The sequence below is a fragment of the Vibrio maritimus genome, from assembly GCF_021441885.1.
GTDB classification, from domain to species: Bacteria; Pseudomonadota; Gammaproteobacteria; order Enterobacterales; family Vibrionaceae; genus Vibrio; species Vibrio maritimus_B.
Window position 1 is genome coordinate 1,127,033 of record NZ_CP090438.1, and the last position, 23,125, is coordinate 1,150,157.

The following is a 23,125-nucleotide window of genomic DNA, read 5'->3' on the forward strand; positions in this document are numbered from 1 at the left end:
CAGTTCCGCGAACTAAATCACACTTTCTAAGAGGAGGTAAGTGTGTCCCGAAATGGAGAAAATCAAGGGTAATAAGAAAAAAAACGCCACGTAAACGTTTGCTAAGTTTGCCTATGTTGCCGACGTAAACTATACAGAGGTAGAATCGCCGCCCTGATCCTCCTTTATTAATCTATTACGAAGACAACCGTATGAAATTCCCAGGCCAAAGAAAGTCCAAGCATTACTTCCCAGTTCATGAAAGAGATTTGCTTGTCAGCCAATCTCAAGACAGCAAAAAGATGTCGAGAACGCACATTATTGGTATTGACCAAACCTTGGTTGATATTGAAGCAAAAGTAGACAGTAGTGTGATCGAAAAATTTGGTCTGAGTAAAGGTCACTCTCTGGTCATTGATGATGTGGCGGCTGAAGCTCTATACAAAGAGCTTAAAGAGAAAGAACTTATTACCAATGAGTATGCAGGAGGAACAATTGGTAATACGCTTCATAATTACTCTGTACTCGCGGATGATAAATCGGTACTACTTGGTGTAATGAGTGAAGACATTAAAATAGGCAGCTACGGTTACCGATATCTATGTAACACGTCTAGCCGTATGGATTTGAACTATCTTCAAGGTGTCGATGGCGCGATCGGTCGATGCTTTACTTTAATTACAGAAGACGGTGAACGTACTTTCGCGATTAGCGAAGGTCAAATGAATCAGTTAGAAGCGGATAGTATCCCTGAAAAGATTTTCAAAAAGGCATCTGCTTTAGTACTGACTGCTTATCTAGTTCGTTGTAAAGATGGCGACCCAATGCCAGAGGCGACGATGCGTGCCATCGAGTATGCAAAGAAGCATAACGTTCCTGTTGTACTTACTCTAGGTACACGCTTTGTTATTCAAGATGATCCGCAATATTGGCGTGATTTCCTAAAACAACACGTATCCGTTGTAGCTATGAACGAAGACGAGGCGGAAGCCTTAACTGGGGAAACTGATCCACTGGCTGCAGCAGATAAAGCACTAGAATGGGTTGACTTAGTACTGTGCACTGCCGGTCCGGTTGGACTTTATATGGCGGGATATACAGAAGAAGAGGCAAAAAGAGAGACATCGCTGCCATTATTGCCGGGTTGTATTGCAGAGTTTAACCGTTTTGAATTTAGTCGCCCGGCTGTTAAAGAGGCTTGTGAAAATCCTATTAAAGTTTATTCACATATTGCGCCATATATGGGCGGTCCAGAAAAGATTAAAAATACCAATGGTGCAGGGGATGCGGCATTGTCGGCACTATTGCATGACATGGCAGCAAATAAATACCATAAAGAAAATGTGCCTAACTCGAGCAAGCATCAACATACTTTCTTGAGTTATTCGTCGTTTTCTCAAGTATGTAAGTACTCAAATAGAGCGAGTTATGAAGTATTAGTACAACACTCCCCACGCCTGTCTAGAGGGTTACCAGAGAGAGAGGACAGCCTAGAAGAGGCATATTGGGAAAGATAAAAAAAAGCGCCAATTATTGGCGCTTTTTTTATAAATCCACATTAAGACTGAAATTAAATTTCAAAATCTTCTAGTGATTTACCTTCGTCTAGTGCTGCTTGGATTACAGAAGGTGTACGACCTTGACCTGTCCAAGTTTTTTCAGCGCCAGTCGCGTCTACGTATTTATACTTAGCTGGGCGTGGGGCGCGCTTAGCCTTAGTTTTGCCTTTTGATTCACCAGACAATGCTGCAATAAGATCTTCAACGTCGATACCGTCTTGTGCGATCATTTGAGCGTATTCGCTTAGTTTAGCTTCACGAGCTTCTTTAGCTGCGCGCTCTTCAGCTTCAGCTTCTTGTCTTTCACCGACAACAGTAGTTAACTTTTCTAGTGCTTCTTCTAGTTGCTCAAGAGTAAGTTCACGAGCAAATGCACGTAGGCTACGAATATTTAGTAGAGTTTTGGTTAATTCAGACATGACATTCCCATGAGATTATTTATTAGTTTCGGATTAATAATAAACACCAAACAACTAATTGACAATATTTTCGTGATATTAAAACTGTAAAAATAAGAAAACTTACAAAACTCTGATAATTCAACTCTTGAAAGTAACTTCAAAGTAGTAGTGCCCCGCCAATTCAAATCTGTTTTGAATCAATAATGAACTTTTCTCCATTATTGATGTATGAAAAGTGGATTTTGTTGCATATTGTACTAATGCTCGGCTAAATCGAGTTTACTTGTCACGAATTGTTTCGAATTTCTAAGCAACTAAATAGTTCTTTAAATTAATAGCAATTAATGATGGATGCTGACAACAAGATATGTCATTGGTGGCATATATGATATCAAATACGGTATAGAGAAAGAAATTACCCTAACAAAGTCGACATAATCTTTACTCACTTGCAACATCATTCGTGTTGCATTTGGTGTTCTGATAAGTACAATGGCTCGCACCTAATGCAAGAGAAAGAACATTCTTTTAACTTGGCTCGAAATGCCAGTGAATGATTTTGCTCTTGATGTAGAGGCGCGATAGCGAAAAGTAACCATCGTTGGGGTGATACCAATGAACGATGATGAAAGGCTCTATCGCCGAAGTGAGAATAGACCATCAATCTCTCTCGCTGGGGTTGTCTTCGAAAGGAACAACACTGCCATAGTCTATTATATTGTTAAACTATGGAGCGCTACTGTAGGGTTGGGTGAAGTGTTCGCTTCCCTTTCGCTTAGTTCAACGTTTGCGTTTGGACTTCTCGTCCTTTTGCGCATGTCTGCAGTAGATCTCTAACCATAATAAAAAACTGGTTTTTGAAGATCATGAATTTAATCGATTTTGCTACATCACCACTTTCACTGCTACCGCCGATCGTAGCTCTGAGCTTGGCGATCATTACTCGTCGCGTACTACTATCTCTTGGGGTAGGTATTGTACTGGGCGCTTTCCTTCTTAATGACTATTCTGTCGCAGGCGCGGCCGGTTACGTCTTTGATACTGTCTCTGGTGTTGTTATTGAAGATGGTGGTCTTAATACTTGGAACATGAGTATTGTTGGCTTCCTATTGCTACTTGGCATGATGACTGCTCTGTTAACACTGTCAGGCGGTACTAAAGCATTTGCTGAGTGGGCTCAAGCTCGCGTTAAGAGCAAGCGTGGCTCTAAGCTCCTAGCCGCTTTCCTCGGTGTATTCATTTTTGTTGATGACTATTTTAATAGCCTAGCTGTAGGTGCGATCTCTCGTCCTGTTACTGACCGTTTTTATGTATCGCGCGCTAAGCTAGCTTATATCCTAGATTCTACAGCGGCTCCAATGTGTGTACTTATGCCTGCGTCAAGCTGGGGTGCGTACATCATGACTATCGTCAGCGGTATCCTAGTTGCCCACGGTATCACTGAGTACTCAGCGATTGGTGCATACGTTCGTCTTATTCCAATGAACTTCTATGCCGTGTTCGCGCTACTTATGGTGTTTGCCGTTGCATGGTTCCAATTGGATGTTGGCCCAATGCGCAAGCACGAGCTAAACGCGAAGCAAGGTCTAGGTTTTGATAAAGACAAAGAGAATGACGCGAAAGAAGCGCATGAACTCAACGAAGAGCTTGATATCAAAGAAAGCGACTTTGGTTCTGTCTCTGATCTAGTGCTTCCAATCCTAGTGCTTATCGGCGCAATGGTTGTGGCGATGATTTACACTGGCGGCCAGGCGTTAGCTGCTGACGGTGTTGCATTCAATGTACTGGGTGCATTTGAAAACACAGATGTAGGCACGTCACTTATTTACGGTGGTTCAGCTGGTCTTCTAACAGCAGTGTTTACTGTGGTGAAACAGAAGCTATCAATCTCTGATATTGCGACGACCATGTGGATTGGTGCTAAGTCAATGTTTGGCGCTATCCTTATTCTGTTCTTCGCATGGTCGATTGGTTCTGTAATCGGTGACATGAAAACCGGTGCTTACCTCTCTTCAACCGTACAAGGCAATATTAACGTTCACTGGCTACCAGTTATTTTGTTCCTGCTGTCTGGTCTAATGGCGTTCTCTACAGGTACTTCTTGGGGTACGTTTGGCATTATGCTACCGATTGCGGGTGATATGGCAGGTGCAACAGATATCGCAATGATGCTACCAATGCTAGGCGCTGTATTAGCTGGTTCAGTATTTGGTGACCACTGTTCACCGATCTCTGATACAACGATCTTGTCATCGACGGGTGCACGTTGTAATCACATTGACCACGTTGCGACTCAGTTGCCGTACGCGCTATCTGTAGCATTGGTGTCTTGTGTTGGCTTCATTACCTTGGGTATGACTACGTCAGTGTTCATCTCATTCGCCGCTGCATCAATGACATTTGTGATTGTTTGTTTTGTTCTGTCAGCACTCTCTAAAGCGAGAATGTCGCAAGAAGCAAACGTATAATCGATAAAAGAGTCCGTAAGGGCTCTTTTTTTTCACTAGTTTTTGGTTTTCGGGCAAGCGCCTCCCTGTTTTTTATGGTTTTCTCAGTCGAGAAGTAGGGCGTATCTTTCTGATAATTGACCGTTCAGTAAAAAAATTGTTTTCAATTGAAATTAGTGGTTGAAAATCGTCTTAACCTTAGTTAGTGTGAAGGTACAGACACAAAGGAACCTAAACATAAGTATGCTAAATTTTGATATGAACATTCATCATCATCACCATCACCCAGCTTAGTCTTTCGGGAGATGAACGCATACCCGAGAGATAGGTAAAACTCTCGGAGGTTCGATTTAAGATTTCAAGAATTAAACCCTCGGGAGACCAAAGCTCCCGAGGGTTTTTTCGTTTTATATTTTAAAAATCAATATTTTGCACAGGGATACAGCAATGCAAACACAACGCCTAAGAATTGCGATTCAAAAAAAGGGTCGCTTAAGTAAAGAGAGCCAAGACCTACTTAAAAAGTGTGGTGTTAAGTTCAATGTAATGGGTGAGCGCCTTGTTGTTCACTCGCTAAATATGCCAATCGATCTTTTGCTCGTCCGCGATGATGACATCCCTGGTCTAATTATGGATGGCGTGGTTGACCTGGGCTTTATCGGTGAAAACGAACTAGAAGAAGTTCGTCTTGACCGTAAAGCGCTGGGAGAGGCCAACGAGTTTAAGACGCTTCGCCGTCTAGACTTCGGTGGTTGTCGCCTATCTATCGCTATCAATAAAGATGAGACTTATACGGGTCCTCAAGACCTGGCTGGTAAGCGTATTGCGACTACCTACCCACAACTCCTCAAAGCCTACATGGACGAGCAAGGTGTAGATTTTAGCGCTTGTATGCTAACGGGCTCGGTAGAAGTTGCGCCGCGTGCTGGTCTTGCTGATGCGATTGCTGATTTGGTTTCTACCGGTGCTACGCTAGAGGCGAACGGCCTAAAAGAAGCAGAAGTCATTTTCCGCTCTAAAGCGACGTTGATTCAGCGCATGGGTGACTTTGATGCTGACAAACTAGCACTAATCGACAAACTGCTAACGCGTATGCAAGGTGTTCAACAGGCGAAAGAGTCGAAATACATCATGCTACACGCTCCAGTTGAGAAGCTTGAGCAAATCAAATCACTGCTTCCTGGCGCAGAAGACCCAACAGTATTACCGCTGTCTATGGATACGGAGCGCGTTGCTGTTCACTTAGTAAGTACTGAGAATCTGTTCTGGGAAACCATGGAACAACTTAAAGAACTCGGCGCAAGCTCGATTCTTGTTCTACCTATTGAGAAGATGATGGGGTAAGCAATGAGAACCGTAGTTTGGCAACACTTAAGTCAATCTCAGCAAGAGTCTGTTCTTGAACGCCCTGCAATTACTGAAGGCGCAAATATTACAGCGGCAGTGACTGAGGTTATTAATCAAGTTCGTAGCGAAGGTGATAAAGCCCTTCTGGATCTTACCGAGAAGTTTGATCGCGTTCGTCCTGAATCGATTCGAGTTTCTGCCGACGAGATTGAAGCGGCATCAGCGCGTCTTTCTGACAACATGAAGCAAGCGCTCGAGCAAGCGTACTCAAACATCGCTAAGTTCCACAAAGCGCAGCGCCCAGAAGCGTTGCGCGTAGAAACGCAGCCTGGCGTGGTGTGTGAACAGGTCACTCGACCAATTAATAAAGTTGGTTTGTATATCCCGGGTGGCAGCGCTCCGCTGCCATCAACCGTATTAATGCTTGGTGTTCCAGCGCAAATAGCGGGTTGCCGCAAAGTCGTGTTGTGCTCGCCTCCACCAATTGCGGACGAAATCTTGTATGTCGCTAAACTGTGTAAAATCGATGAGGTGTACAACGTAGGCGGTGGTCAAGCGGTTGCGGCTATGGCGTATGGCACAGAGACAGTATCGAAAGTAGATAAAATCTTTGGTCCTGGCAATGCGTATGTCACGGAAGCTAAGCGACAAGTGAGTAATGACTTCCGTGGTGCCGCGATTGATATGCCAGCGGGGCCTTCAGAAGTGCTCGTGATTGCCGATGAGAGCGCAGACCCTGACTTCGTAGCGTCTGATCTATTAAGCCAAGCTGAACACGGTCCTGATTCTCAAGTGGTTCTCGTAACGCCTTCACCAGTGATTGCTGACCAAGTAACGGAAGCCGTTAAAAGACAGCTAAAAGAGCTTTCACGCGCTGATATCGCAGAAAAGGCACTGGGTTCTAGCTTAATTATCATCGCTGAATCACTCACGCAATGCGTGTCTATCTCTAACTACTATGGTCCAGAGCACTTAATTGTTCAGACAAAGAGTCCACGTGAACTATTGCCGTTACTCGACAATGCTGGCTCTATCTTCTTGGGCGATTGGTCTCCTGAATCTGCGGGCGACTATGCGTCGGGCACTAACCACGTATTGCCGACTTACGGTTACACACGCACCTATTCAAGCCTCGGTTTAGCAGATTTCTCAAAGCGTATGACAGTACAAGAGCTAAGTGCGGATGGTCTACTAGGCCTAGCACCAACGGTAGTGACCATGGCTGAAGCTGAAGGTCTTGATGCGCACAAACGTGCGGTAACGATCCGTGTTGAGAAACTCAACGCTCAAAAGGCGTAGACGGGAGAACGACTGATGGAAAAATTAGCTCGTAAACAGGTTCAAGAATTGACGCCGTATCTGTCTGCGCGTCGCATTGGCGGTAGCGGTGATATCTGGCTTAATGCTAACGAGTCACCATTCAACAATGAATACAAAACTGACTTTGCTCGTCTTAACCGATACAGCGAATGTCAGCCAAAACAGCTTATCGAAGCCTATGCCAATTATGCTGGTGTAATGCCTGAGCAAACACTGACTTCACGTGGCGCAGACGAAGGCATTGAGCTGTTGATTCGCGCTTTCTGCGAGCCGGGTCAAGACAGTATCCTTTACTGTCCACCAACCTATGGTATGTATGCAATTAGCGCCGAAACGATTGGCGTCGAGCGCAAAACAGTGCCGTTGACAGCCGATTGGCAGCTTAATCTACCAGAGATTGAAGCGAACTTAGAGAGTGTGAAACTGGTTTTTGTTTGTAGTCCTAATAACCCTACAGGCAACTTAGTTAACCGTGATGACATCGTTTCTCTGTTAGAAATGACAAGAGACAAAGCCATTGTAGTTATGGATGAAGCGTATATTGACTTCTGTCCAGAAGCGTCAACGGTCGATCTCTTAGCTCAATACCCGAATCTTGCGATTTTACGTACGCTTTCTAAAGCGTTTGCACTGGCGGGTCTTCGCTGCGGTTTCACGTTGGCAAATGAAGAGTTAATCAACGTGCTGCTTAAGGTGATTGCTCCTTATCCAGTGCCTATCCCTGTTGCTGAAATTGCAACACAGGCGTTGTCTGAGCAAGGTTTGGCAAGAGCGAAGTTCCAAGTACTCGATCTGAATGCGAATCGCGCGTACCTGCAAGCCGGTTTATCAACCCTACCGGGCGTGACTGTGTTTGAAGGGTGGGGTAACTATCTTTTGGTGAAATTCCAAAACGGTGACGAGCTATTTAAAGCCGCTTGGGACACAGGCATTATTTTACGTAACTCGCCAATTGAAGATTGCGTCCGAATTAGTGTGGGTAATCGTGATGAGTGTGAGAAGACCTTGTCATTTATCCGAAACCAATTAGAACAAAGTGCAGCTTAAGTACACCATCAAAAAGGATTTATAGAGTGAGCAACCAACAGAAAATTTTATTCATAGACCGTGATGGTACGTTAATCGTTGAGCCACCAGTCGACTTTCAAGTTGACCGTCTTGATAAACTAAAACTTGAGCCTTATGTCATTCCAAGCCTACTTGCTCTGCAAGATGCAGGCTATCGCCTAGTTATGGTGACCAACCAAGATGGTTTAGGTACAGACAGCTACCCTCAAGCGGATTTTGATGCCCCACACAATATGATGATGGAGATTTTCGAATCTCAGGGTGTGAAGTTTGACGATGTACTTATTTGCCCTCACTTTGATGAAGACAACTGTTCATGCCGTAAGCCTAAGCTAGGTCTTGTTAAAGAGTACCTACAAAGCGGCAAGGTGGACTTCAAAACCTCAGCAGTGATCGGTGACCGCCAAACGGATCTCCAATTGGCTGAAAATATGGCTATCCGTGGTATTCAGTACAACCCAGAAACAATGGGTTGGAAGCAGATCTTAAAAGATCTAACAGTCAAAGCTCGTACTGCAGAAGTGGTGCGCACGACCAAAGAAACCGACATCAAGGTATTTGTAAACCTGGATGAAGCAGGCGGTAACGAGATCTCTACAGGTATGGGTTTCTTCGACCACATGCTGGACCAAATCGCGACTCACGGCGGTTTCCAGATGAAGTGTCTCGTCAAAGGCGATCTTCACATCGATGATCACCACACGGTCGAGGATACGGCATTGGCGTTAGGTCAGGCACTAAAAGAGGCGCTTGGAGATAAGCGCGGTATTGGTCGTTTTGGTTTCAGCCTTCCGATGGATGAATGTCTTGCACAGTGTGGTCTTGACCTCTCTGGCCGCCCTTACCTTAAGTTTGATGCGGAGTTCTCTCGTGAACAAGTTGGCGACCTATCGACCGAGATGGTTGTGCATTTCTTCCGTTCGCTGACAGACACACTCGCTTGTACGTTGCACCTGTCTTCAACAGGCGATAATGACCACCACATCATTGAGAGCTTATTTAAAGCATTTGGACGTACGCTTCGCCAAGCAATTAAAGTCGAAGGCAATGAGCTTCCAAGCAGTAAAGGAGTACTGTAATGGCTACCTCTACTCAAAATGTTGTCATTATTGATACCGGCTGTGCCAATGTTTCATCGGTGAAGTTTGCAATTGAGCGTCTTGGCTATCAAGTAGTTATCTCAAAAGAGCCAGAAGTTGTACTGGCTGCGGACAAGCTATTTTTGCCAGGAGTTGGCACGGCAAGTGAAGCGATGAAAAACCTAGAAGAGCGCAACCTTATCGACCTCGTTAAGCAGGTTGAAAAGCCAGTTCTGGGTATCTGTCTTGGCATGCAACTGCTTGGCAAACTTTCTCAAGAGAAAGGTCAGAAGGCTGATGAGCTTGTTGAGTGTTTGGGGCTGTGTGAAGGCGAAGTAAGACGATTGGAAACGGGCGATCTGCCATTACCACACATGGGTTGGAATACCGTGAAAGCCGTTGCTGGAAATCCGCTATTTGCGGGTATTGAAGAGGGTGAATACTTCTACTTCGTGCACAGCTTCGGTATGCCTGTTGGTGACTACACCATCGCCGAGTGTGATTACGGAAACCCATTTAGCGCTGCCATTCAAAGTGGCAATTATTATGGTGTTCAGTTCCACCCAGAGCGCTCGTCTAAAGCGGGCTCTAAGCTGATTCAGAACTTTTTGGAGCTGGTGTAACTCACCGCTTTGCTAAAAATTGATTATCGCCTCACAAGGTAGTGGGGCAAAAGGATTGAAACGTGATTATTCCTGCATTAGACCTTATTGAAGGACAAGTTGTTCGTCTATACCAAGGTGACTATGGTCAAGTTACCGAATACAAAGTTGACCCGGTAGAGCAGTTTAACCTTTACCACCAAGCAGGCGCGAACTGGCTGCATCTTGTTGACCTTACTGGCGCAAAAGATACCACAGCGCGCCAGTTAGACCTTATTGCTACACTGCTTGCAGGTACGCCTGCCAATATTCAGATCGGCGGTGGCGTGCGCAGTGAGCAAGATGTGGTTGACCTACTTGAAGCGGGTGCTCAGCGCGTTGTTGTGGGCTCTACAGCGGTTAAACAGCCGGAACTAGTGAAAGGCTGGATGGAGAAATACGGCGCTGAACGCATTGTGTTAGCGCTAGATATTAATATCGACGAAAACGGCACTCGCAAAGTGGCGATCTCTGGCTGGCAAGAAGATTCTGGCGTAACAATAGAGGCGCTGGTTGATGATTACCTAACAGTGGGTCTCAAGCATGTGCTGTGTACTGACATCTCACGTGATGGCACATTGGCAGGCAGTAATGTTGAGCTGTATGTGGACCTTTGTAAGCAGTATCCTCAGGTGCAATTCCAGTCATCTGGTGGTATCGGCAGCTTAGCGGATATTGAAGCGCTCAAAGGCACGGGTGTGTCAGGAGTTATTGTTGGTCGAGCATTGCTAGACGGCAAGTTTACCGCAGAGGAGGCATTCCAATGTTGGCAAAGCGAATAATTCCATGTTTAGACGTCCGTGATGGGCAGGTGGTTAAAGGGGTTCAGTTCCGTAACCACGAAATCATCGGTGATATCGTTCCTCTTGCTGCACGTTATGCAGAAGAGGGTGCGGATGAGCTTGTGTTCTACGATATCACGGCATCGAGTGATGGGCGTGTTGTCGATAAAAGCTGGGTAGCCCGTGTTGCAGAGGTGATTGATATTCCTTTCTGCGTGGCTGGTGGTATCAAATCAGCAGAGGATGCGGCTCGAATTCTCGAGTTTGGCGCTGATAAAGTGTCGATCAACTCTCCTGCACTTGCTAATCCAGAGCTTATTACGGATCTTGCCGACAAGTTTGGTGTTCAGTGCATCGTAGTCGGCATCGACTCTTATTTTGATAAAGAGACAGGCAAATATCAGGTCTATCAGTTCACTGGTGATGAAGCACGCACCAAAGCGACAAAGTGGGAAACTCGTGACTGGGTTCAAGAGGTTCAAAAACGTGGTGCTGGCGAGATTGTACTTAACATGATGAATCAAGATGGCGTGCGCAATGGCTATGACATTGAGCAGCTAAACATGGTTCGTGAAGTATGTAACGTACCATTGATTGCCTCAGGTGGAGCGGGTGCCATGGAGCACTTTGCCGAAGCTTACAAGAAAACAAACGTCGATGGCGCGCTTGCGGCATCGGTATTCCACAAGCAGATCATCAATATTGGTGAGCTGAAGCAGTATTTGAAACAAGAAGGTGTGGAGATCAGATTATGAGCCAAACAGCCGCTGATTTAACAGAGCGTATTAATTGGGAAAAAGTGGACGGTTTGGTTCCTGCTATTATCCAAGACTTTCAATCTAGCCAAGTGCTGATGATGGGTTACATGAACCCTGCGGCGCTTGAGAAGACGCTCGAAACAGAGCAAGTAACATTTTTCTCGCGCACTAAGTCTCGCCTTTGGACAAAAGGTGAAACGTCAGGAAATGTACTTCAGCTCAAGAACATTGCACTTGATTGCGATAACGACACCTTGCTCGTTAAAGTTGAGCCTATCGGTCCAACATGCCACCTAGGAAATACCACGTGTTTTGATGTTGACCCGCAAGAGGAGTCACAAATGGTGTGGCTTCATCAGCTTGAAGGGCTTCTTGCCGCTCGAAAAGATGCGGATCCGGAATCTTCTTATACCGCGAGCCTCTATGCCCGTGGCACCAAGCGTATATCGCAAAAAGTGGGCGAAGAAGGCGTTGAAGTCGCGCTTGCGGCAACGTCGGGTGACAAGGCGGAGCTAGTATGTGAGTCAGCAGACCTAATCTATCACTTGATGGTACTGTTACAAGATCAAGGTCTATCAATGAATGATGTGGTCAATAAGTTGAAAGAGCGCCACAAGTAATTGTCGATTTAAACTACTAAAGCGGCTTATAGGAAACTATAAGCCGCTTTCTTATTTACGGGTTAATACCCAAATGCGGGTGCTAACACATCATAGATTAAACCTGGGAAATCATCTAAAAGATGGAGCGTATTGGTGTGAACGTCACCGTTTTCTAGGACAAAGTCGATATTAAAGAAGAACTTCTCTGACTGCTGATAGGTTGAAATATCAAAATCACTCAAGCCGTAAAATGGCGTTCCATCTGAAATAACGTGGTTGTTGTTAGAGTGGATATTTAGGGTGTGTACGATGCTATCGCACTGTCCTTGGTCACAACCATATCCAATGTTGTATCTTGCACCATCTGGCTCGATATGGACTTCATTATCCTCAAGACCTACAGCTTTGTGGTTTACACCCGGCCACAGTTTTCCATTCACTATCTGTTCGTCACTGACAATCCAGTTAAAAGCATGGTCGTAAAAGTACTCAGGCTCACCAATACCTCTCGAAGCGAAATAGATGATGGTCAACTCGTCATTAGTCCAGTTACATGATACGTGGATATCCATTTGAGGATGCTCGCCCTTGTATCGACAAACCGAATCTAGCGCCTCGACTGTCATCCCGAATCGAGCAGAGACCTCTTCGTACCAAGCGATTGGAAGTCTATCTGGTATCAAATCTCCAGGCAGATGACCAGGCTCTCCAGCATCAGGGTGCGGACGTTCAGGAATTAAGTCGCTAGGAAGGTGAGTGGGTGGAAGCGATTGGGGCAGCTCGTTATCGGAGCTATCATCTGATGAGTTGCAACCGAATAGCAACACGAGGCTAGCTAGTGGAATTAGATATTTCATACGCACCCTTGGTTTGATTTTAGTTGACGTATTTATATCAATCCGATTGTAAGTCGCCTATTTATCACTTCTTATAGCAATTATAAGGTTGGCTAATCAGCGCAAATTAGAGCCGATGGTGACCAATCATCTTTTTTAGAACCTCATCGTCAAACCAACCTGTGTTTGAAATTGATTCATCCATTTGGTCTTAAACCCGATAAAACAACTTTGATCGTCAGTGGGTAAGTTACAGATCGATATGGAGTCACTGCTTACCACTGTACCTTGCCATCTAATCTGGCCGTTGAGCGCGAAGTTTTTCGTTATGTGATACTCCATGCCACCAAAGATACTGGCAGCAAACCCAGTATGAGAGTTTGTCCACTCTCCGGAAGTATGTGACGCCCCAAGTCCTGCTCCAATATAGCCGGAGGTTTTGTCGGTCCAAGCATATTCAGCGCTACTTTGAAATTGTAAGTATTGAATACTTGAATCAAGATTTAAGGTATCGAGTGAAGAGTCTTGCTTGGAGTAGTAGACGCCCATCCGACCATTGCGAAATGGGAATTCGACAGCAAGTGCTGCATTAGCGGATGGAGAAATATCATAGCTTTTTCCTTCTCCGTCCTTGGCTGCACCGCCAAGCGTATAACCGACAAACGGTGTAACAATGACGTTGCTTTGCGCCGAAAGACAGAACATTGCAGCAAAAGAACCTATCACGATTGGCGTTAGTTTCATCCTAATTTCCCCCAAGCCAAAGCTCGAAAATTACATTAGTTGTACTAGCATTAATTATAGTGTGACACTAACACCATAATTTTGAAGCGGTTATTTGTATAGTAGCAGTACATGTCACAATGGTAATGAAAAGTTACATCTGGAGGAGTTATGGAATACGACCTAAAAGTAGCATTGACGATTGTCACAATTGCGTTTAGCGCTATTATCGCTTTTGGCGTTATCGCGATCGGCGCTTAACGAGCAGCCCTAGCGCGGCATATTATGGCGAACTCAGGTATAGTCACTAACCGCCAGACTGTGCTCGATTACGAACAGTTTGGTAAATACCTTGACGGCAAAACCGCGCTCGTCGCGCAAGGTGGAGGACAAAGAGGTATCTTCACATCCGGTGTATTGGATGCCTTCTTAATGTCCAACTTTGATCCCTTTGATGAATTTTATGGGACATCTGCAGGTGCACTAAATATCTGTGCTTTTCTATCTCGCCAAGCCGAGCTGGGTAAATCTTTCATTCTCGACTTAACCACTGATCCCGAGTTTTTTCACCTCTTCAGCTTTATTCGCCGCAAGCAGTACCTCAATTTGAAGTGGGCTCTCGATAAAATCTGCGACTATCCCTATAAGTTAGACGTAGATATGGGCAGACGGGTGATCGGCCATAGGCGTGCATTTGCTGCTACGACCGACATTGCGACCCTTAAAGATCACTATTTACCTATGCTGCAAGAGGACTGGTATCAAGTCTTGATGGCGACCAGTGCGATCCCTACCTTATTTGAAGGCTCTGTGTCGCACCTAGGGCGCGAGTTTATTGATGGCGGCGTTTCTGCGTCCATTCCTGTGCAAGAAGCATGGAGACAGGAGTGTCGCAGTATCATTGTGATACGTACCGAGCAATACGTATCAGAAGACCCTTTATCAGCAGAAGATGCACCAATCGTTACCGAGTCACCCACTTGGTTTAGAGGCTCGTTGAATAACCTTCAGCTCCAATGGCAGGAAAAAGTCGATCAGTGGTCTAGTAACTGGGGGGCTTTTTTTGAGGGTCAGCGACTCAAGGCAAATGCCATCAAACAAGCCGATCACCTTAAACTCATTAATGGTGGACGTTGGTTATTTGGAGCCGGGGACATATATCGACTCAGTCACCTGTTTGGAGACCGTTTTGATTCAGGTTTGGCGGATATGCTTATGGTGCATTATCAGACCTACTCACTGACCAGCGAGTTTCTCAAGACCCCTCCTGACGACTGCTTTATATGGCAAATTGCACCAGATGAACCACTTAAAACCTCATCCTTATTGAGTGATGTCGATGATATTTTGCATGACTATCAAGTGGGTCTGGATGCCGGATATCGATTTGTTGAAAGCTATAATCTCGCCAAACAACATAAGAAGATAAACTGTGCCAATAACGATCTCTGGCGTCCTAATCAAGCAAGTTAACCTCACCATCCTCACTTATTAATAATAGCTAAATAAGTTGCCATTTCGGTAACAAGGCGTTAAACAATGTTGGTTGAATTGTGAGCGAAACCTTACTGTGTCTGTGATGTAAGCCACAGGCGTAACTTGACGTGCCCCCCAAAGATCCATCTATATGCGTGATATTTGTCACGGCAATCCTATAAACTGCTTCACAATTACTTCGCAAAGTAAAAAAATTAATAGGTTGTTGTTTTTTGGAGTTCAAAATGTACATGGCTCAACCCGGGCACATTGATCATATTAAGCAGATCAATGCTGGTCGCGTGTATAAACTGATAGACCAATTTGGGCCTATTTCGCGTATCGACCTATCTAAACTCAGTAGTCTAGCACCGGCTAGTATCACCAAGATTACGCGAGAACTCATCGAAGCACATTTGATCCACGAAACAACGGTTCAAGAGGCGACTAGTCGTGGTCGACCTGCCGTTGGCTTGCAAACCAATAACCAAGGTTGGCAATTTCTCTCCATGCGTCTCGGAAGAGGCTATCTAGCTATTGCACTGCACGAACTGGGTGGTGATGTTCTTATCGACACCAAAATCGAAGTCCACGAAGTGGACCAAGATGACGTGATGGCTCGATTGCTTTATGAGATTGAAGAGTTTTTTGAAAGCTATAGCGAGCAGCTTGACCGTGTCACCAGCATCGCACTAACCCTGCCAGGGTTGGTGAATTCTGATCAAGGTGTTGTGTTGCAAATGCCGCATTACAATGTGAAGAATCTAAATGTTGCTGAAGAAATCTTTAAGGTGACCGGGTTACCGGTATTTGTGGCCAACGATACTCGTGCTTGGGCATTGGCAGAAAACCTTTTCGGTCACTCTCAAGACTGTGACAACTCTGTACTTATTTCCATTCACCACGGTCTAGGTGCAGGCATCATTCTTGATGGTCGTGTTTTGCAAGGCCGACATGGCAACATCGGTGAGTTGGGTCATATTCAGATAAACCGCCAGGGTGAAGATTGCCACTGTGGCAATAAGGGTTGTCTTGAGACTGTCGCAAGCTCACAAGCTATTCGTGATGAGGTCACAAAGCGCTTGGCTCGCGGAGAGGCCTCAATTCTGTCAGAGTATGAGGACATCTCTGTCGAAGCAATTTGCGAAGCCGCTGTTAAAGGGGATGCGCTTGCTATCAACGTCATTGAAAAGCTAGGCGAGCATCTTGGTAGCGCGATCGCTATCGTCATCAATTTATTTAACCCAGAAAAGGTGTTGATCGGTGGTGTGATAAACCAAGCGAAAGACATTCTCTACCCGGCAATAGAGCGCTGTATTTCTGAACAGAGCCTTCCTGTCTACACGGAAGATCTTCAGTTGGTCGAGTCTCGTTTCTACAAACAAGCAACTATGCCCGGTGCTGCTTTGGTTAAACAAGCGCTTTATGATGGGCTTCTATTAATGAAAGTCATTGAAGGATAACGCTTTTCACACTCTTTGCTGACGGTCATACTTTTGTTGTGAAAGTCAGTAAACTTCTTGTGCTTCCTGCCGATAACATGAGATAAGAAATCAGTTATTGTTTATGCCAAGGAAGCCTAATGTCGAGCGTATTGAGTTCTGTCGACCAACGTACCCAACTTGTGGGTGAAAATAGACTTGAGCTGTTAATGTTTACCCTTAACAGCCGACAGACCTTTGCTATTAATGTCTTTAAGGTCAAAGAGGTACTTAAGCTGCCACCTTTGACACAACTTCCTGGCTCACATCCTAGCATTCGCGGTGTTGCTTCATTACGTGGAGAATCACTGCCAGTCATCGACCTTCGACGTGCAATTGGATTTCCAACATTGAACGAAGAAGGCGATCAAAATCTTATCGTTACGGAATACAACCGCTCGGTTCAAGGGTTCTTGGTTGGTGAAGTAAAGAACATTGTTAATACTGCTTGGACAGAAATTCAGCCTCCTCCTAGAACTGTTGGGCGAGCCAACTATCTCACGGCAATCACTAAGGTTGAAGAAAATGATGCCGTCAGCCTAGTTGAAATCATCGATGTTGAAAAAGTGTTAGCAGAGATCATCGATTACGATATCGCTATCTCAGAAGAAACCTTAGACCGTTCATTACTCCCTCACCTGCAAGGTAAGAAGATCCTCATCGTAGACGACTCGTCTACCGCTCGTCATCAGGTGAAAGCAACGCTCGCTCAGCTAGGGGTTGAAATCATTGAATGTTTCGATGGTGCGATGGCTTATAACCTTCTAAAGCAATGGTGCGACGAAGGCATTGATGTTTGCAGCGAACTCTTGATGATGATTACTGACGCTGAAATGCCAGAGATGGACGGCTATAAGCTGACTCACGAGGTTCGAAGCGACCCTCGAATGAAAGATCTGTATATCACTCTCAACACCTCATTAAGTGGTAGCTTCAACGATGCTATGGTTGAGAAGGTGGGCTGTGACCGCTTTATCTCCAAGTTCCAGCCAGATTTGTTGGTCGATGTGGTTCAAGAGCGTATTCGACGAGATTTGTAATTAATTTGTGCTGTTAAATAAATTACACCATACGTTAAAAAATAGGCTATAATTTGGACGTATCTATAGGCTTGACCCTATAGAAGATAAAAATATTTTACTACCGACTAAAGGTTGTTCCATCAGAATGATTTGGTTAACTTCTAAGGTATTGATGACCTTAAGTTTACTCATCTATAAGGAATGGAAGAAAAGACGTACGGAAGCGGCAGTAGAAGCGGATCTATGATTCATAGGATTAAAAAACGGGAACCTAGGTTCCCGTTTTTGTGTTTATGAGTCCCCTAAATTGCGGATTGACCGAGTTAATGAAACTCCCTTGATTGGACTTTGAGCTCGCCAAGATGTTCGGTCATATCAATTAGGCGTCCAGCAATGACATGAGTGACCTCTCCCTCACGCTCGAGTATGCCTTTGACCTTAAGGATCTTTGAGGTGAGATAGGCCTTCTTCTGAGCCCTTGCGGTTGCTTGCCACACCACCACATTAATGTTCCCCGTGTCGTCCTCTAGAGTAAAAAAGGTGACGCCAGCCGCAGTGCCAGGTGACTGCTTGCCTGTCACTGTACCCACCACAGTCACCAGCGATTTATGTTCTTTAGTCACAAGGTCTTTCATTCGAGTAAATCGTCCCAGTTTTCCCGCTCGGTCGAGTAGGGTGATAGGGTGCTGTTCGAGGGAGACATTCATTGATGAAAAGTCCTCAAGCATGTCTTCAATCGCTGAAGGCTTGTAAGGAAGCGCATGGTTTTCAATTGACTGATAGTTTTCAATTGAATGAGACTCTGCGTCATTCTGGAACAGTGGCAGGTCTTGCAGATTATCCATCATCGCCCAGCGCGTCGCATAGCGATCGCCTGAAATGGCTTTTAGTGCATTTGCAGAAGCCAGTATTTCCAGCTCACGACGATTTAGTCCTAGCTGCTTAATCTGGGTCGGAGTACGAAAGCCTTGGGGTGGCCTATGTTGTAGCAGCTTCTGTATGCTTTGCTCACTAAGTCCGTTGACCTGCCTGAAGCCAAGCTGCAAGGTTAGCCCTTGGTCGCTTGGTCTTAGATAATGATGATAGGTTGAGCGATTGACACACACCGGAGCAATAACAACCTGATGCCTTTTCGCATCTTGGATCAGTTGCGATGCGCTATAAAAACCCATAGGAAGGCTATTGAGCAGCGAAGCGTAGAACGCTTCAGGGTAATAATGTTTGAGCCAGGCGCTGCAATAGGCAAGCACAGCGAAAGACGCAGAATGACTCTCTGGGAATCCATACTCCCCAAATCCACAGATTTGCTCAAATAGACGTTCTGCAAAGTCCGCTTGGTAGCCATTTTTCTGCATGCCATCGATAAGCTTAGAGCGAAACTTAACAAGATCGCCATTTTTCTTCCATGCTGCCATTGCTCGCCTGAGTTGGTCGGCTTCACCGCCAGTAAAGCCCGCTGCGACCATGGCAAGTTTGATCACTTGCTCCTGAAAAATAGGGACGCCAAGAGTACGAGACAGCACCGATTTCACCTCCTCAGACGGGTAGGAGATGGCTTCTTCGCCGTTGCGGCGTTTAAGAAACGGATGCACCATATCGCCCTGGATTGGTCCGGGGCGAACGATAGCTATCTGAATGACGAGGTCATAGTAGGTAGTTGGCTTTAGGCGTGGCAACATACTCATTTGTGCTCGAGACTCAATCTGGAATACACCCACCGTGTCAGCACGCTGGATCATGCCATAAACGTTTGGGTCATCTTGAAGTCGAGTAATATCAGCGATAGTGAGTTTACGTCCGTAATGCTTTTCGACCAATTGAAAGCACTTGCGAATCGCGGTAAGCATACCTAAAGCAAGCACATCCACTTTAAGTAGACCTAAGCTTTCTAAATCGTCTTTGTCCCATTGAATCACGGTGCGATCTGCCATCGCAGCGTTCTCTACGGGAACAAGTTCATACAAAGGACCAGAGGCAATGACAAAGCCACCGACATGCTGTGATAAGTGCCTTGGGAAGCCAGTAATGTCGTTGACAAGCTCAATAAACTGTTGCCCTTTGAGTGAATCTGGCTTGAGTCCTAACTCAACCAATTGCGCCTGCCAGCCTTGCGAGCGATCGCGGCGGTTAATGTTCTTGATAAAGTAATCAAGCTGCGTTTCACTCACGCCAAGCGCTTTGCCGACATCGCGTACTGCACTTTTGAATCGATAAGAAATGACCGTAGCCGCAAGCGCGGCACGCTCACGACCGTATTTTTGATAGATATATTGGATCACCTCTTCACGTCGCTCGTGCTCAAAGTCGACGTCAATATCGGGCGGCTCATTACGCTCTTCACTAATAAAGCGTTCAAACAATACCGATATCTGCCGTGGGTCGACGGAAGTTATTTCTAGGCAATAGCATACGACAGAGTTGGCGGCTGAGCCGCGTCCTTGGTAAAGAATACCTTGTCGTTTGGCAAACATAACGATGTCATGAATGGTTAAAAAGAAAAATGGGTAGTGTAGCTTTTCGATTAGAGTGAGTTCTTTTTCAATGGTCTGCTCAACATGCAAAGGCACCCCTTCAGGAAAGCGTAGCTGTTTGCCGTACTCGACTAACTCCCTTAAATAACTCATGGGTGTTTTTCCATTGGGAATCAACTCACTAGGGTACTCATACTGCAGTGTCGATAATTCAAAGTCGCACAAATCCGCAATGTAGACGCTTTCGGCCAGCCACTCCTCACGATAGAGTTTTTCAAGCTTAGTCTTTGGGCGTAAGCTGCGCTCAGTATTTGCCAGTAAGTGACCACACACTTTATCAATAGAGGTATTGAGCTTTATTGCTGTTAGCGTGTGCTGTAATGGCAGGCGAGTCGCGGTGTGCATCAATACCCCACCACAGGCGGTAATCGGGCGTTGAAGCTCGATAGAGAGTGATTCACAGTGACTAATGTATCTGTGCTCCTGTGAGGTGAGGTGACGCTGTAAACCAATCCAGAGTCGATGACCATGGTATTGCTCGAGCCAGCGCCCCCATCGTAAATCATGCTCGTTACCGCAAGGCAGCCAAATAACAAGGCAGTGGCGCAGTGACATCACATCCCATTCTGAGAGTTGATATTCGCCTTTTTCGCAGCGGCGTCTGGCATTGGTAATGATGCGGCACAGTTCAGCGTAGGCCTCACGGCTAGGGCACAACAACAAGAACTGACACTCACTATTGAGCCAAAACATACTGCCGACAATCTGCTTAATGGATAAGCCATGTTGTTTGATTGCAGTATGAGCGCGAACCACACCTGCAACGGAACATTCATCGGTAATCGCTAAAGCGGAATACTGCAAAAAGTCGGCTTGCAGCATAAGCTCCTCAGCATGTGAGGCGCCAGTTAAGAAGGAAAAATTACTCTGACAAAAAAGCTCGGCGTACTTCATAGTGCTTAACTTAAAAAATGGTTAACTAAATTGCCCGTGGATAAACCACTGCTTGTCTTCAGTACGATAAATCCATAACCACTGCCCCTGTTCACTACGTGCGACATAATAGTCACGCTTTACAGGGTTACCATCCCACCAACCACTGACGATGCGTTCAGGGCCGAGAGCGACGGTTACCTTTTGCTCGAGCGCAAGGGGGGGGCTGTACAGTAAGCTTGGACGGAGTTTATGAGGTAAGTGGGCATTTACCTCTGGTTTTTCGTTCACGGTAGGGGCTCTCGGCTGCGTGGCGAACTCAGGTCTAGGGTCGTCGGTGAGCATCAACGAGGTCACATTGTTTTGACCAAGCTTTGCCTGCAGTGTTGAGATGAGCTCAAGGGCTGTTTGACTTCCTTTGACGCCACTAAACAGATCATGCTCATTGACTTGCACCTCATCGGCGCGCACGATTTCCAGCGTTAAACCATTCACAGGACCATCCAACTTGATACTTTCGAGCGTGAGCGCAGAGAGGGTTTGCCATTTCTCGGCAAGATAATCCCCTTGTGCAGAATGGAAGCTTACCGACTTATCGCCATGATCACGCTGGTGGAGGATGAGTGATAGCTCAAACGCCACTTTGTCGCGTAGCTTAAGAAACACCTCGAGCTGGTTGAGGAGCCGCCTTAAAGGCTTTTGTAACCAGTCGATATTCTCGATATCAAATAACAGCTCCAAATACTGGCAAAAGTGCTCAGGTGGGTGATAGAAATCAACAGGGTGTTTGAATTGCCCGGTGAGCCTGCCGACATAGTTCACTAAGTCGATATCAAAGCGTTTGGCGATATCAGGTAAGGGGAGTGCTAAAAGGTCGGCAATGGTTTGAATGCCAACCCGCTGTAGCTTTTCGACCTGTTTGTTTGGTAGCTCAGAGCACGTTAATGAATAGCGAGCAACAGCATCATTGAGCGCCTTTCGATCGGATTCAATCCAGTTGCGCCCTTGCTTTGCCATTAGCATCGCTGAATATGGAGACACACCCGTTGAATAGTAGGCTTGCACGTTCAGATGTTTGAGATGTGTTTGCAGCGCAGCCCAATAGTTACCAATACCCTCGTATAACGACAGCATATTGGTAACCTTAATCAAAAGACCATTGGGTGGGCATAGGCAGATATCGGAGGTGATCATGTACAGCCACTGAGCAATATCGTGCAATCGCCGAGTCTCGACGTCATTGTCGTAAGGGTGCACCTGAAGATCTTGGCAAAGCGCAGCCGCGCTACCCAATCCCATACCTAAGGTTACGCCTTGTTCGAGGGCGCAAGCGTTGGCTTGCACCACTTCATGTTTACGGCCATCAACAATCGCCACAGCGAGCGCTTCTTCTCCGCTAGTTGGCTCTGACGATGTGTCGTTCTCTTCTCGATGCCCAGCAAACAGCGTATCAAGCTGCAGGGTCGGGAAGTGCAAATATAACCACAGTAACATGCTTATCCTTGCTGACGCATTGGGAAGGCAACCACAGTGGAGGTGCTTGGTTTCTTGCTGGTGGTGAGCTCAGGCCAGCGGTCATGCATGTTGATCACAAACTGATCGCGAACAAAACCACCTTTGCGTTTGGTAATTGCCACAGACAATCCCATCTCATGTGGGCTAAGGGTTAAGCTCAAAGAGACTGGGAGTGAAAATACCTGAGTATCGTTATTCGCAGGTGCTGGCTTAAAAAGGAACTGGAGACAGTGACCCACCTCGCTTGCTACTTGCAAACGCTTTGCTTGATGAATTTCAATTCCACTATGCCAAAGACAAACCCCACAGCATGCGCCACTTTTTAAGCACTGCTCGGCAGCCCATAATGCGTGTTGCGGCGAATCAGGATAGAGCAGTAGCACCTGAGAGGGGCTAATACCCTGAGCGTATAGGTACTCGGCACACAGATAACCGGGAGGATTGATCAAAACAAACAATCTTTCAGAGGCCTGTTTTTGTACAAAAGGCATCAATAATCTCAGCTCCCCAATACCTTGAGGAGACTGAATATCAATTACGCCAGATGTAGGAAACCCGCCACCAAGCCTGTGGTCGAGTTCGGAGAAACCAGTACAATGAAACTCGCGAGGAACTTCAACTCGGTTTCCTTTCCATATCAATTGCTTACTGTGTAAATTCTGAATGAGTTCATGCATAATAAAAT

20 protein-coding genes, 1 riboswitch and 1 other annotated feature are annotated in these 23,125 nt (G+C 45.8%); of the genes, 14 read left to right on the forward strand and 6 right to left on the reverse strand.

The genetic code is table 11. The annotated features are described in order from the left end of the window. Window positions 1–191: 191 nt before the first annotated feature. Window positions 192–1,496, forward strand: coding sequence for an inosine/guanosine kinase (locus LY387_RS05235; RefSeq protein ID WP_128648453.1), 1,305 nt, complete (start codon window positions 192–194; stop codon window positions 1,494–1,496). A gap of 53 nt (window positions 1,497–1,549) precedes the next feature. Here the strand turns inward: LY387_RS05235 and LY387_RS05240 are convergent, their stop codons facing one another. Continuing rightward, window positions 1,550–1,957 (reverse strand): H-NS family nucleoid-associated regulatory protein, encoded by a 408-nt coding sequence (locus LY387_RS05240; protein WP_042476854.1) that lies wholly within the window; start codon window positions 1,955–1,957, stop codon window positions 1,550–1,552. 545 nt (window positions 1,958–2,502) lie between these two features. Then, window positions 2,503–2,686: riboswitch (Lysine riboswitch) on the forward strand. 119 nt (window positions 2,687–2,805) lie between these two features. On the opposite strand from LY387_RS05240, the gene LY387_RS05245 reads away from it, so the two are divergent. The 9 genes from LY387_RS05245 to hisIE all read left to right on the forward strand — a co-directional run bounded on the left by LY387_RS05245 (window position 2,806) and on the right by hisIE (window position 12,001). Beyond that, the gene (locus tag LY387_RS05245; RefSeq protein WP_234495552.1) at window positions 2,806–4,407 is read left to right on the forward strand and encodes a Na+/H+ antiporter NhaC family protein; all 1,602 of its coding nucleotides are present in this window, start codon (window positions 2,806–2,808) and stop codon (window positions 4,405–4,407) included. Between the two features lie 248 nt (window positions 4,408–4,655). Further along, window positions 4,656–4,792, forward strand: a sequence feature (His leader region). Window positions 4,793–4,833: 41 nt separating this feature from the next. Then, window positions 4,834–5,730 carry an ATP phosphoribosyltransferase gene (gene hisG, locus LY387_RS05250; RefSeq protein ID WP_234495553.1) on the forward strand — a complete coding sequence of 299 codons (897 nt, stop codon included), beginning with the start codon at window positions 4,834–4,836 and terminating at the stop codon, window positions 5,728–5,730. Between the two features lie 3 nt (window positions 5,731–5,733). Then, entirely contained in the window at window positions 5,734–7,032 is a 1,299-nt protein-coding gene (gene hisD, locus LY387_RS05255) for a histidinol dehydrogenase (protein ID WP_234495554.1), read from the forward strand. Between the two features lie 15 nt (window positions 7,033–7,047). Beyond that, entirely contained in the window at window positions 7,048–8,100 is a 1,053-nt protein-coding gene (gene hisC / locus LY387_RS05260) for a histidinol-phosphate transaminase (RefSeq protein ID WP_234495555.1), read from the forward strand. A gap of 26 nt (window positions 8,101–8,126) precedes the next feature. Continuing rightward, window positions 8,127–9,200 carry a bifunctional histidinol-phosphatase/imidazoleglycerol-phosphate dehydratase HisB gene (gene hisB, locus LY387_RS05265; protein ID WP_234495556.1) on the forward strand — a complete coding sequence of 358 codons (1,074 nt, stop codon included), beginning with the start codon at window positions 8,127–8,129 and terminating at the stop codon, window positions 9,198–9,200. After that, entirely contained in the window at window positions 9,200–9,823 is a 624-nt protein-coding gene (hisH, locus tag LY387_RS05270) for an imidazole glycerol phosphate synthase subunit HisH (RefSeq protein ID WP_128648454.1), read from the forward strand. The genes hisB and hisH overlap by 1 nt, the downstream gene beginning before the upstream one ends. 62 nt (window positions 9,824–9,885) lie before the next feature. Further along, a complete protein-coding gene (gene hisA, locus LY387_RS05275) occupies window positions 9,886–10,623 on the forward strand; it encodes a 1-(5-phosphoribosyl)-5-[(5-phosphoribosylamino)methylideneamino]imidazole-4-carboxamide isomerase (protein WP_234495557.1) in 738 nt (245 codons plus the stop codon). Next, complete coding sequence (hisF, locus tag LY387_RS05280) at window positions 10,605–11,378, forward strand: imidazole glycerol phosphate synthase subunit HisF (RefSeq protein ID WP_234495558.1); 774 nt, start codon at window positions 10,605–10,607, stop codon at window positions 11,376–11,378. Before hisA ends, hisF begins: the two co-directional genes overlap by 19 nt. Continuing rightward, window positions 11,375–12,001 carry a bifunctional phosphoribosyl-AMP cyclohydrolase/phosphoribosyl-ATP diphosphatase HisIE gene (gene hisIE / locus LY387_RS05285; protein ID WP_234495559.1) on the forward strand — a complete coding sequence of 209 codons (627 nt, stop codon included), beginning with the start codon at window positions 11,375–11,377 and terminating at the stop codon, window positions 11,999–12,001. The genes hisF and hisIE overlap by 4 nt, the downstream gene beginning before the upstream one ends. 62 nt (window positions 12,002–12,063) lie before the next feature. Here hisIE and LY387_RS05290 read toward each other — a convergent pair whose 3' ends face one another. Together LY387_RS05290 and LY387_RS05295 are read right to left on the reverse strand one after the other, a co-directional pair. Further along, window positions 12,064–12,840, reverse strand: a complete 777-nt coding sequence (locus LY387_RS05290; protein ID WP_234495560.1) for a hypothetical protein — start codon at window positions 12,838–12,840, stop codon at window positions 12,064–12,066. A 135-nt stretch (window positions 12,841–12,975) separates the two neighbouring features. Continuing rightward, the gene (locus LY387_RS05295; RefSeq protein WP_234495561.1) at window positions 12,976–13,563 is read right to left on the reverse strand and encodes an outer membrane protein; all 588 of its coding nucleotides are present in this window, start codon (window positions 13,561–13,563) and stop codon (window positions 12,976–12,978) included. 150 nt (window positions 13,564–13,713) lie between these two features. Between LY387_RS05295 and LY387_RS05300 the strand changes: the two genes are divergently transcribed. The 4 genes from LY387_RS05300 (at window position 13,714) to LY387_RS05315 (ending at window position 17,539) form a co-directional block, all read left to right on the forward strand. After that, window positions 13,714–13,803, forward strand: coding sequence for a YnhF family membrane protein (locus LY387_RS05300; protein ID WP_128648458.1), 90 nt, complete (start codon window positions 13,714–13,716; stop codon window positions 13,801–13,803). 24 nt (window positions 13,804–13,827) lie between these two features. Next, window positions 13,828–15,015 carry a patatin-like phospholipase family protein gene (locus LY387_RS05305; RefSeq protein ID WP_234495562.1) on the forward strand — a complete coding sequence of 396 codons (1,188 nt, stop codon included), beginning with the start codon at window positions 13,828–13,830 and terminating at the stop codon, window positions 15,013–15,015. A 248-nt stretch (window positions 15,016–15,263) separates the two neighbouring features. Beyond that, the gene (locus LY387_RS05310) at window positions 15,264–16,481 is read left to right on the forward strand and encodes an ROK family protein (protein WP_234495563.1); all 1,218 of its coding nucleotides are present in this window, start codon (window positions 15,264–15,266) and stop codon (window positions 16,479–16,481) included. Between the two features lie 119 nt (window positions 16,482–16,600). Further along, on the forward strand, window positions 16,601–17,539 hold the full coding sequence (locus LY387_RS05315; RefSeq protein ID WP_042476880.1) for a chemotaxis protein CheV: 939 nt from the start codon (window positions 16,601–16,603) through the stop codon (window positions 17,537–17,539). Between the two features lie 305 nt (window positions 17,540–17,844). On the opposite strand, the gene LY387_RS05320 is transcribed toward LY387_RS05315, so the two are convergent. Genes LY387_RS05320 through imuA form a run of 3 tightly spaced genes read right to left on the reverse strand, consistent with a single transcriptional unit; the run spans window position 17,845 to window position 23,117 of the window. Continuing rightward, the gene (locus tag LY387_RS05320) at window positions 17,845–20,946 is read right to left on the reverse strand and encodes an error-prone DNA polymerase (RefSeq protein ID WP_234495564.1); all 3,102 of its coding nucleotides are present in this window, start codon (window positions 20,944–20,946) and stop codon (window positions 17,845–17,847) included. 21 nt (window positions 20,947–20,967) lie between these two features. Then, window positions 20,968–22,419 carry a Y-family DNA polymerase gene (locus LY387_RS05325; RefSeq protein WP_234495565.1) on the reverse strand — a complete coding sequence of 484 codons (1,452 nt, stop codon included), beginning with the start codon at window positions 22,417–22,419 and terminating at the stop codon, window positions 20,968–20,970. A 2-nt stretch (window positions 22,420–22,421) separates the two neighbouring features. Further along, window positions 22,422–23,117 (reverse strand): translesion DNA synthesis-associated protein ImuA, encoded by a 696-nt coding sequence (gene imuA, locus LY387_RS05330; RefSeq protein ID WP_234495566.1) that lies wholly within the window; start codon window positions 23,115–23,117, stop codon window positions 22,422–22,424. Between the last annotated feature and the right edge of the window lie 8 nt (window positions 23,118–23,125).

What these genes read in the sequence shown, in the direction of transcription:
- LY387_RS05245 (WP_234495552.1), top strand. Translation starts at nt 2,806, where the DNA reads ATGAATTTAATCGATTTTGCTACATCACCACTTTCACTGCTACCGCCG.
- LY387_RS05310 (WP_234495563.1), top strand. Translation starts at nt 15,264, where the DNA reads ATGTACATGGCTCAACCCGGGCACATTGATCATATTAAGCAGATCAAT.
- LY387_RS05325 (WP_234495565.1), bottom strand. Translation starts at nt 22,419, where the DNA reads ATGTTACTGTGGTTATATTTGCACTTCCCGACCCTGCAGCTTGATACG.
- LY387_RS05290 (WP_234495560.1), bottom strand. Translation starts at nt 12,840, where the DNA reads ATGAAATATCTAATTCCACTAGCTAGCCTCGTGTTGCTATTCGGTTGC.
- hisF (WP_234495558.1), top strand. Translation starts at nt 10,605, where the DNA reads ATGTTGGCAAAGCGAATAATTCCATGTTTAGACGTCCGTGATGGGCAG.
- LY387_RS05235 (WP_128648453.1), top strand. Translation starts at nt 192, where the DNA reads ATGAAATTCCCAGGCCAAAGAAAGTCCAAGCATTACTTCCCAGTTCAT.
- hisH (WP_128648454.1), top strand. Translation starts at nt 9,200, where the DNA reads ATGGCTACCTCTACTCAAAATGTTGTCATTATTGATACCGGCTGTGCC.
- hisC (WP_234495555.1), top strand. Translation starts at nt 7,048, where the DNA reads ATGGAAAAATTAGCTCGTAAACAGGTTCAAGAATTGACGCCGTATCTG.
- LY387_RS05315 (WP_042476880.1), top strand. Translation starts at nt 16,601, where the DNA reads ATGTCGAGCGTATTGAGTTCTGTCGACCAACGTACCCAACTTGTGGGT.
- imuA (WP_234495566.1), bottom strand. Translation starts at nt 23,117, where the DNA reads ATGCATGAACTCATTCAGAATTTACACAGTAAGCAATTGATATGGAAA.
- LY387_RS05295 (WP_234495561.1), bottom strand. Translation starts at nt 13,563, where the DNA reads ATGAAACTAACGCCAATCGTGATAGGTTCTTTTGCTGCAATGTTCTGT.
- LY387_RS05300 (WP_128648458.1), top strand. Translation starts at nt 13,714, where the DNA reads ATGGAATACGACCTAAAAGTAGCATTGACGATTGTCACAATTGCGTTT.
- hisIE (WP_234495559.1), top strand. Translation starts at nt 11,375, where the DNA reads ATGAGCCAAACAGCCGCTGATTTAACAGAGCGTATTAATTGGGAAAAA.
- LY387_RS05305 (WP_234495562.1), top strand. Translation starts at nt 13,828, where the DNA reads ATGGCGAACTCAGGTATAGTCACTAACCGCCAGACTGTGCTCGATTAC.
- LY387_RS05320 (WP_234495564.1), bottom strand. Translation starts at nt 20,946, where the DNA reads ATGAAGTACGCCGAGCTTTTTTGTCAGAGTAATTTTTCCTTCTTAACT.
- hisG (WP_234495553.1), top strand. Translation starts at nt 4,834, where the DNA reads ATGCAAACACAACGCCTAAGAATTGCGATTCAAAAAAAGGGTCGCTTA.
- hisD (WP_234495554.1), top strand. Translation starts at nt 5,734, where the DNA reads ATGAGAACCGTAGTTTGGCAACACTTAAGTCAATCTCAGCAAGAGTCT.
- LY387_RS05240 (WP_042476854.1), bottom strand. Translation starts at nt 1,957, where the DNA reads ATGTCTGAATTAACCAAAACTCTACTAAATATTCGTAGCCTACGTGCA.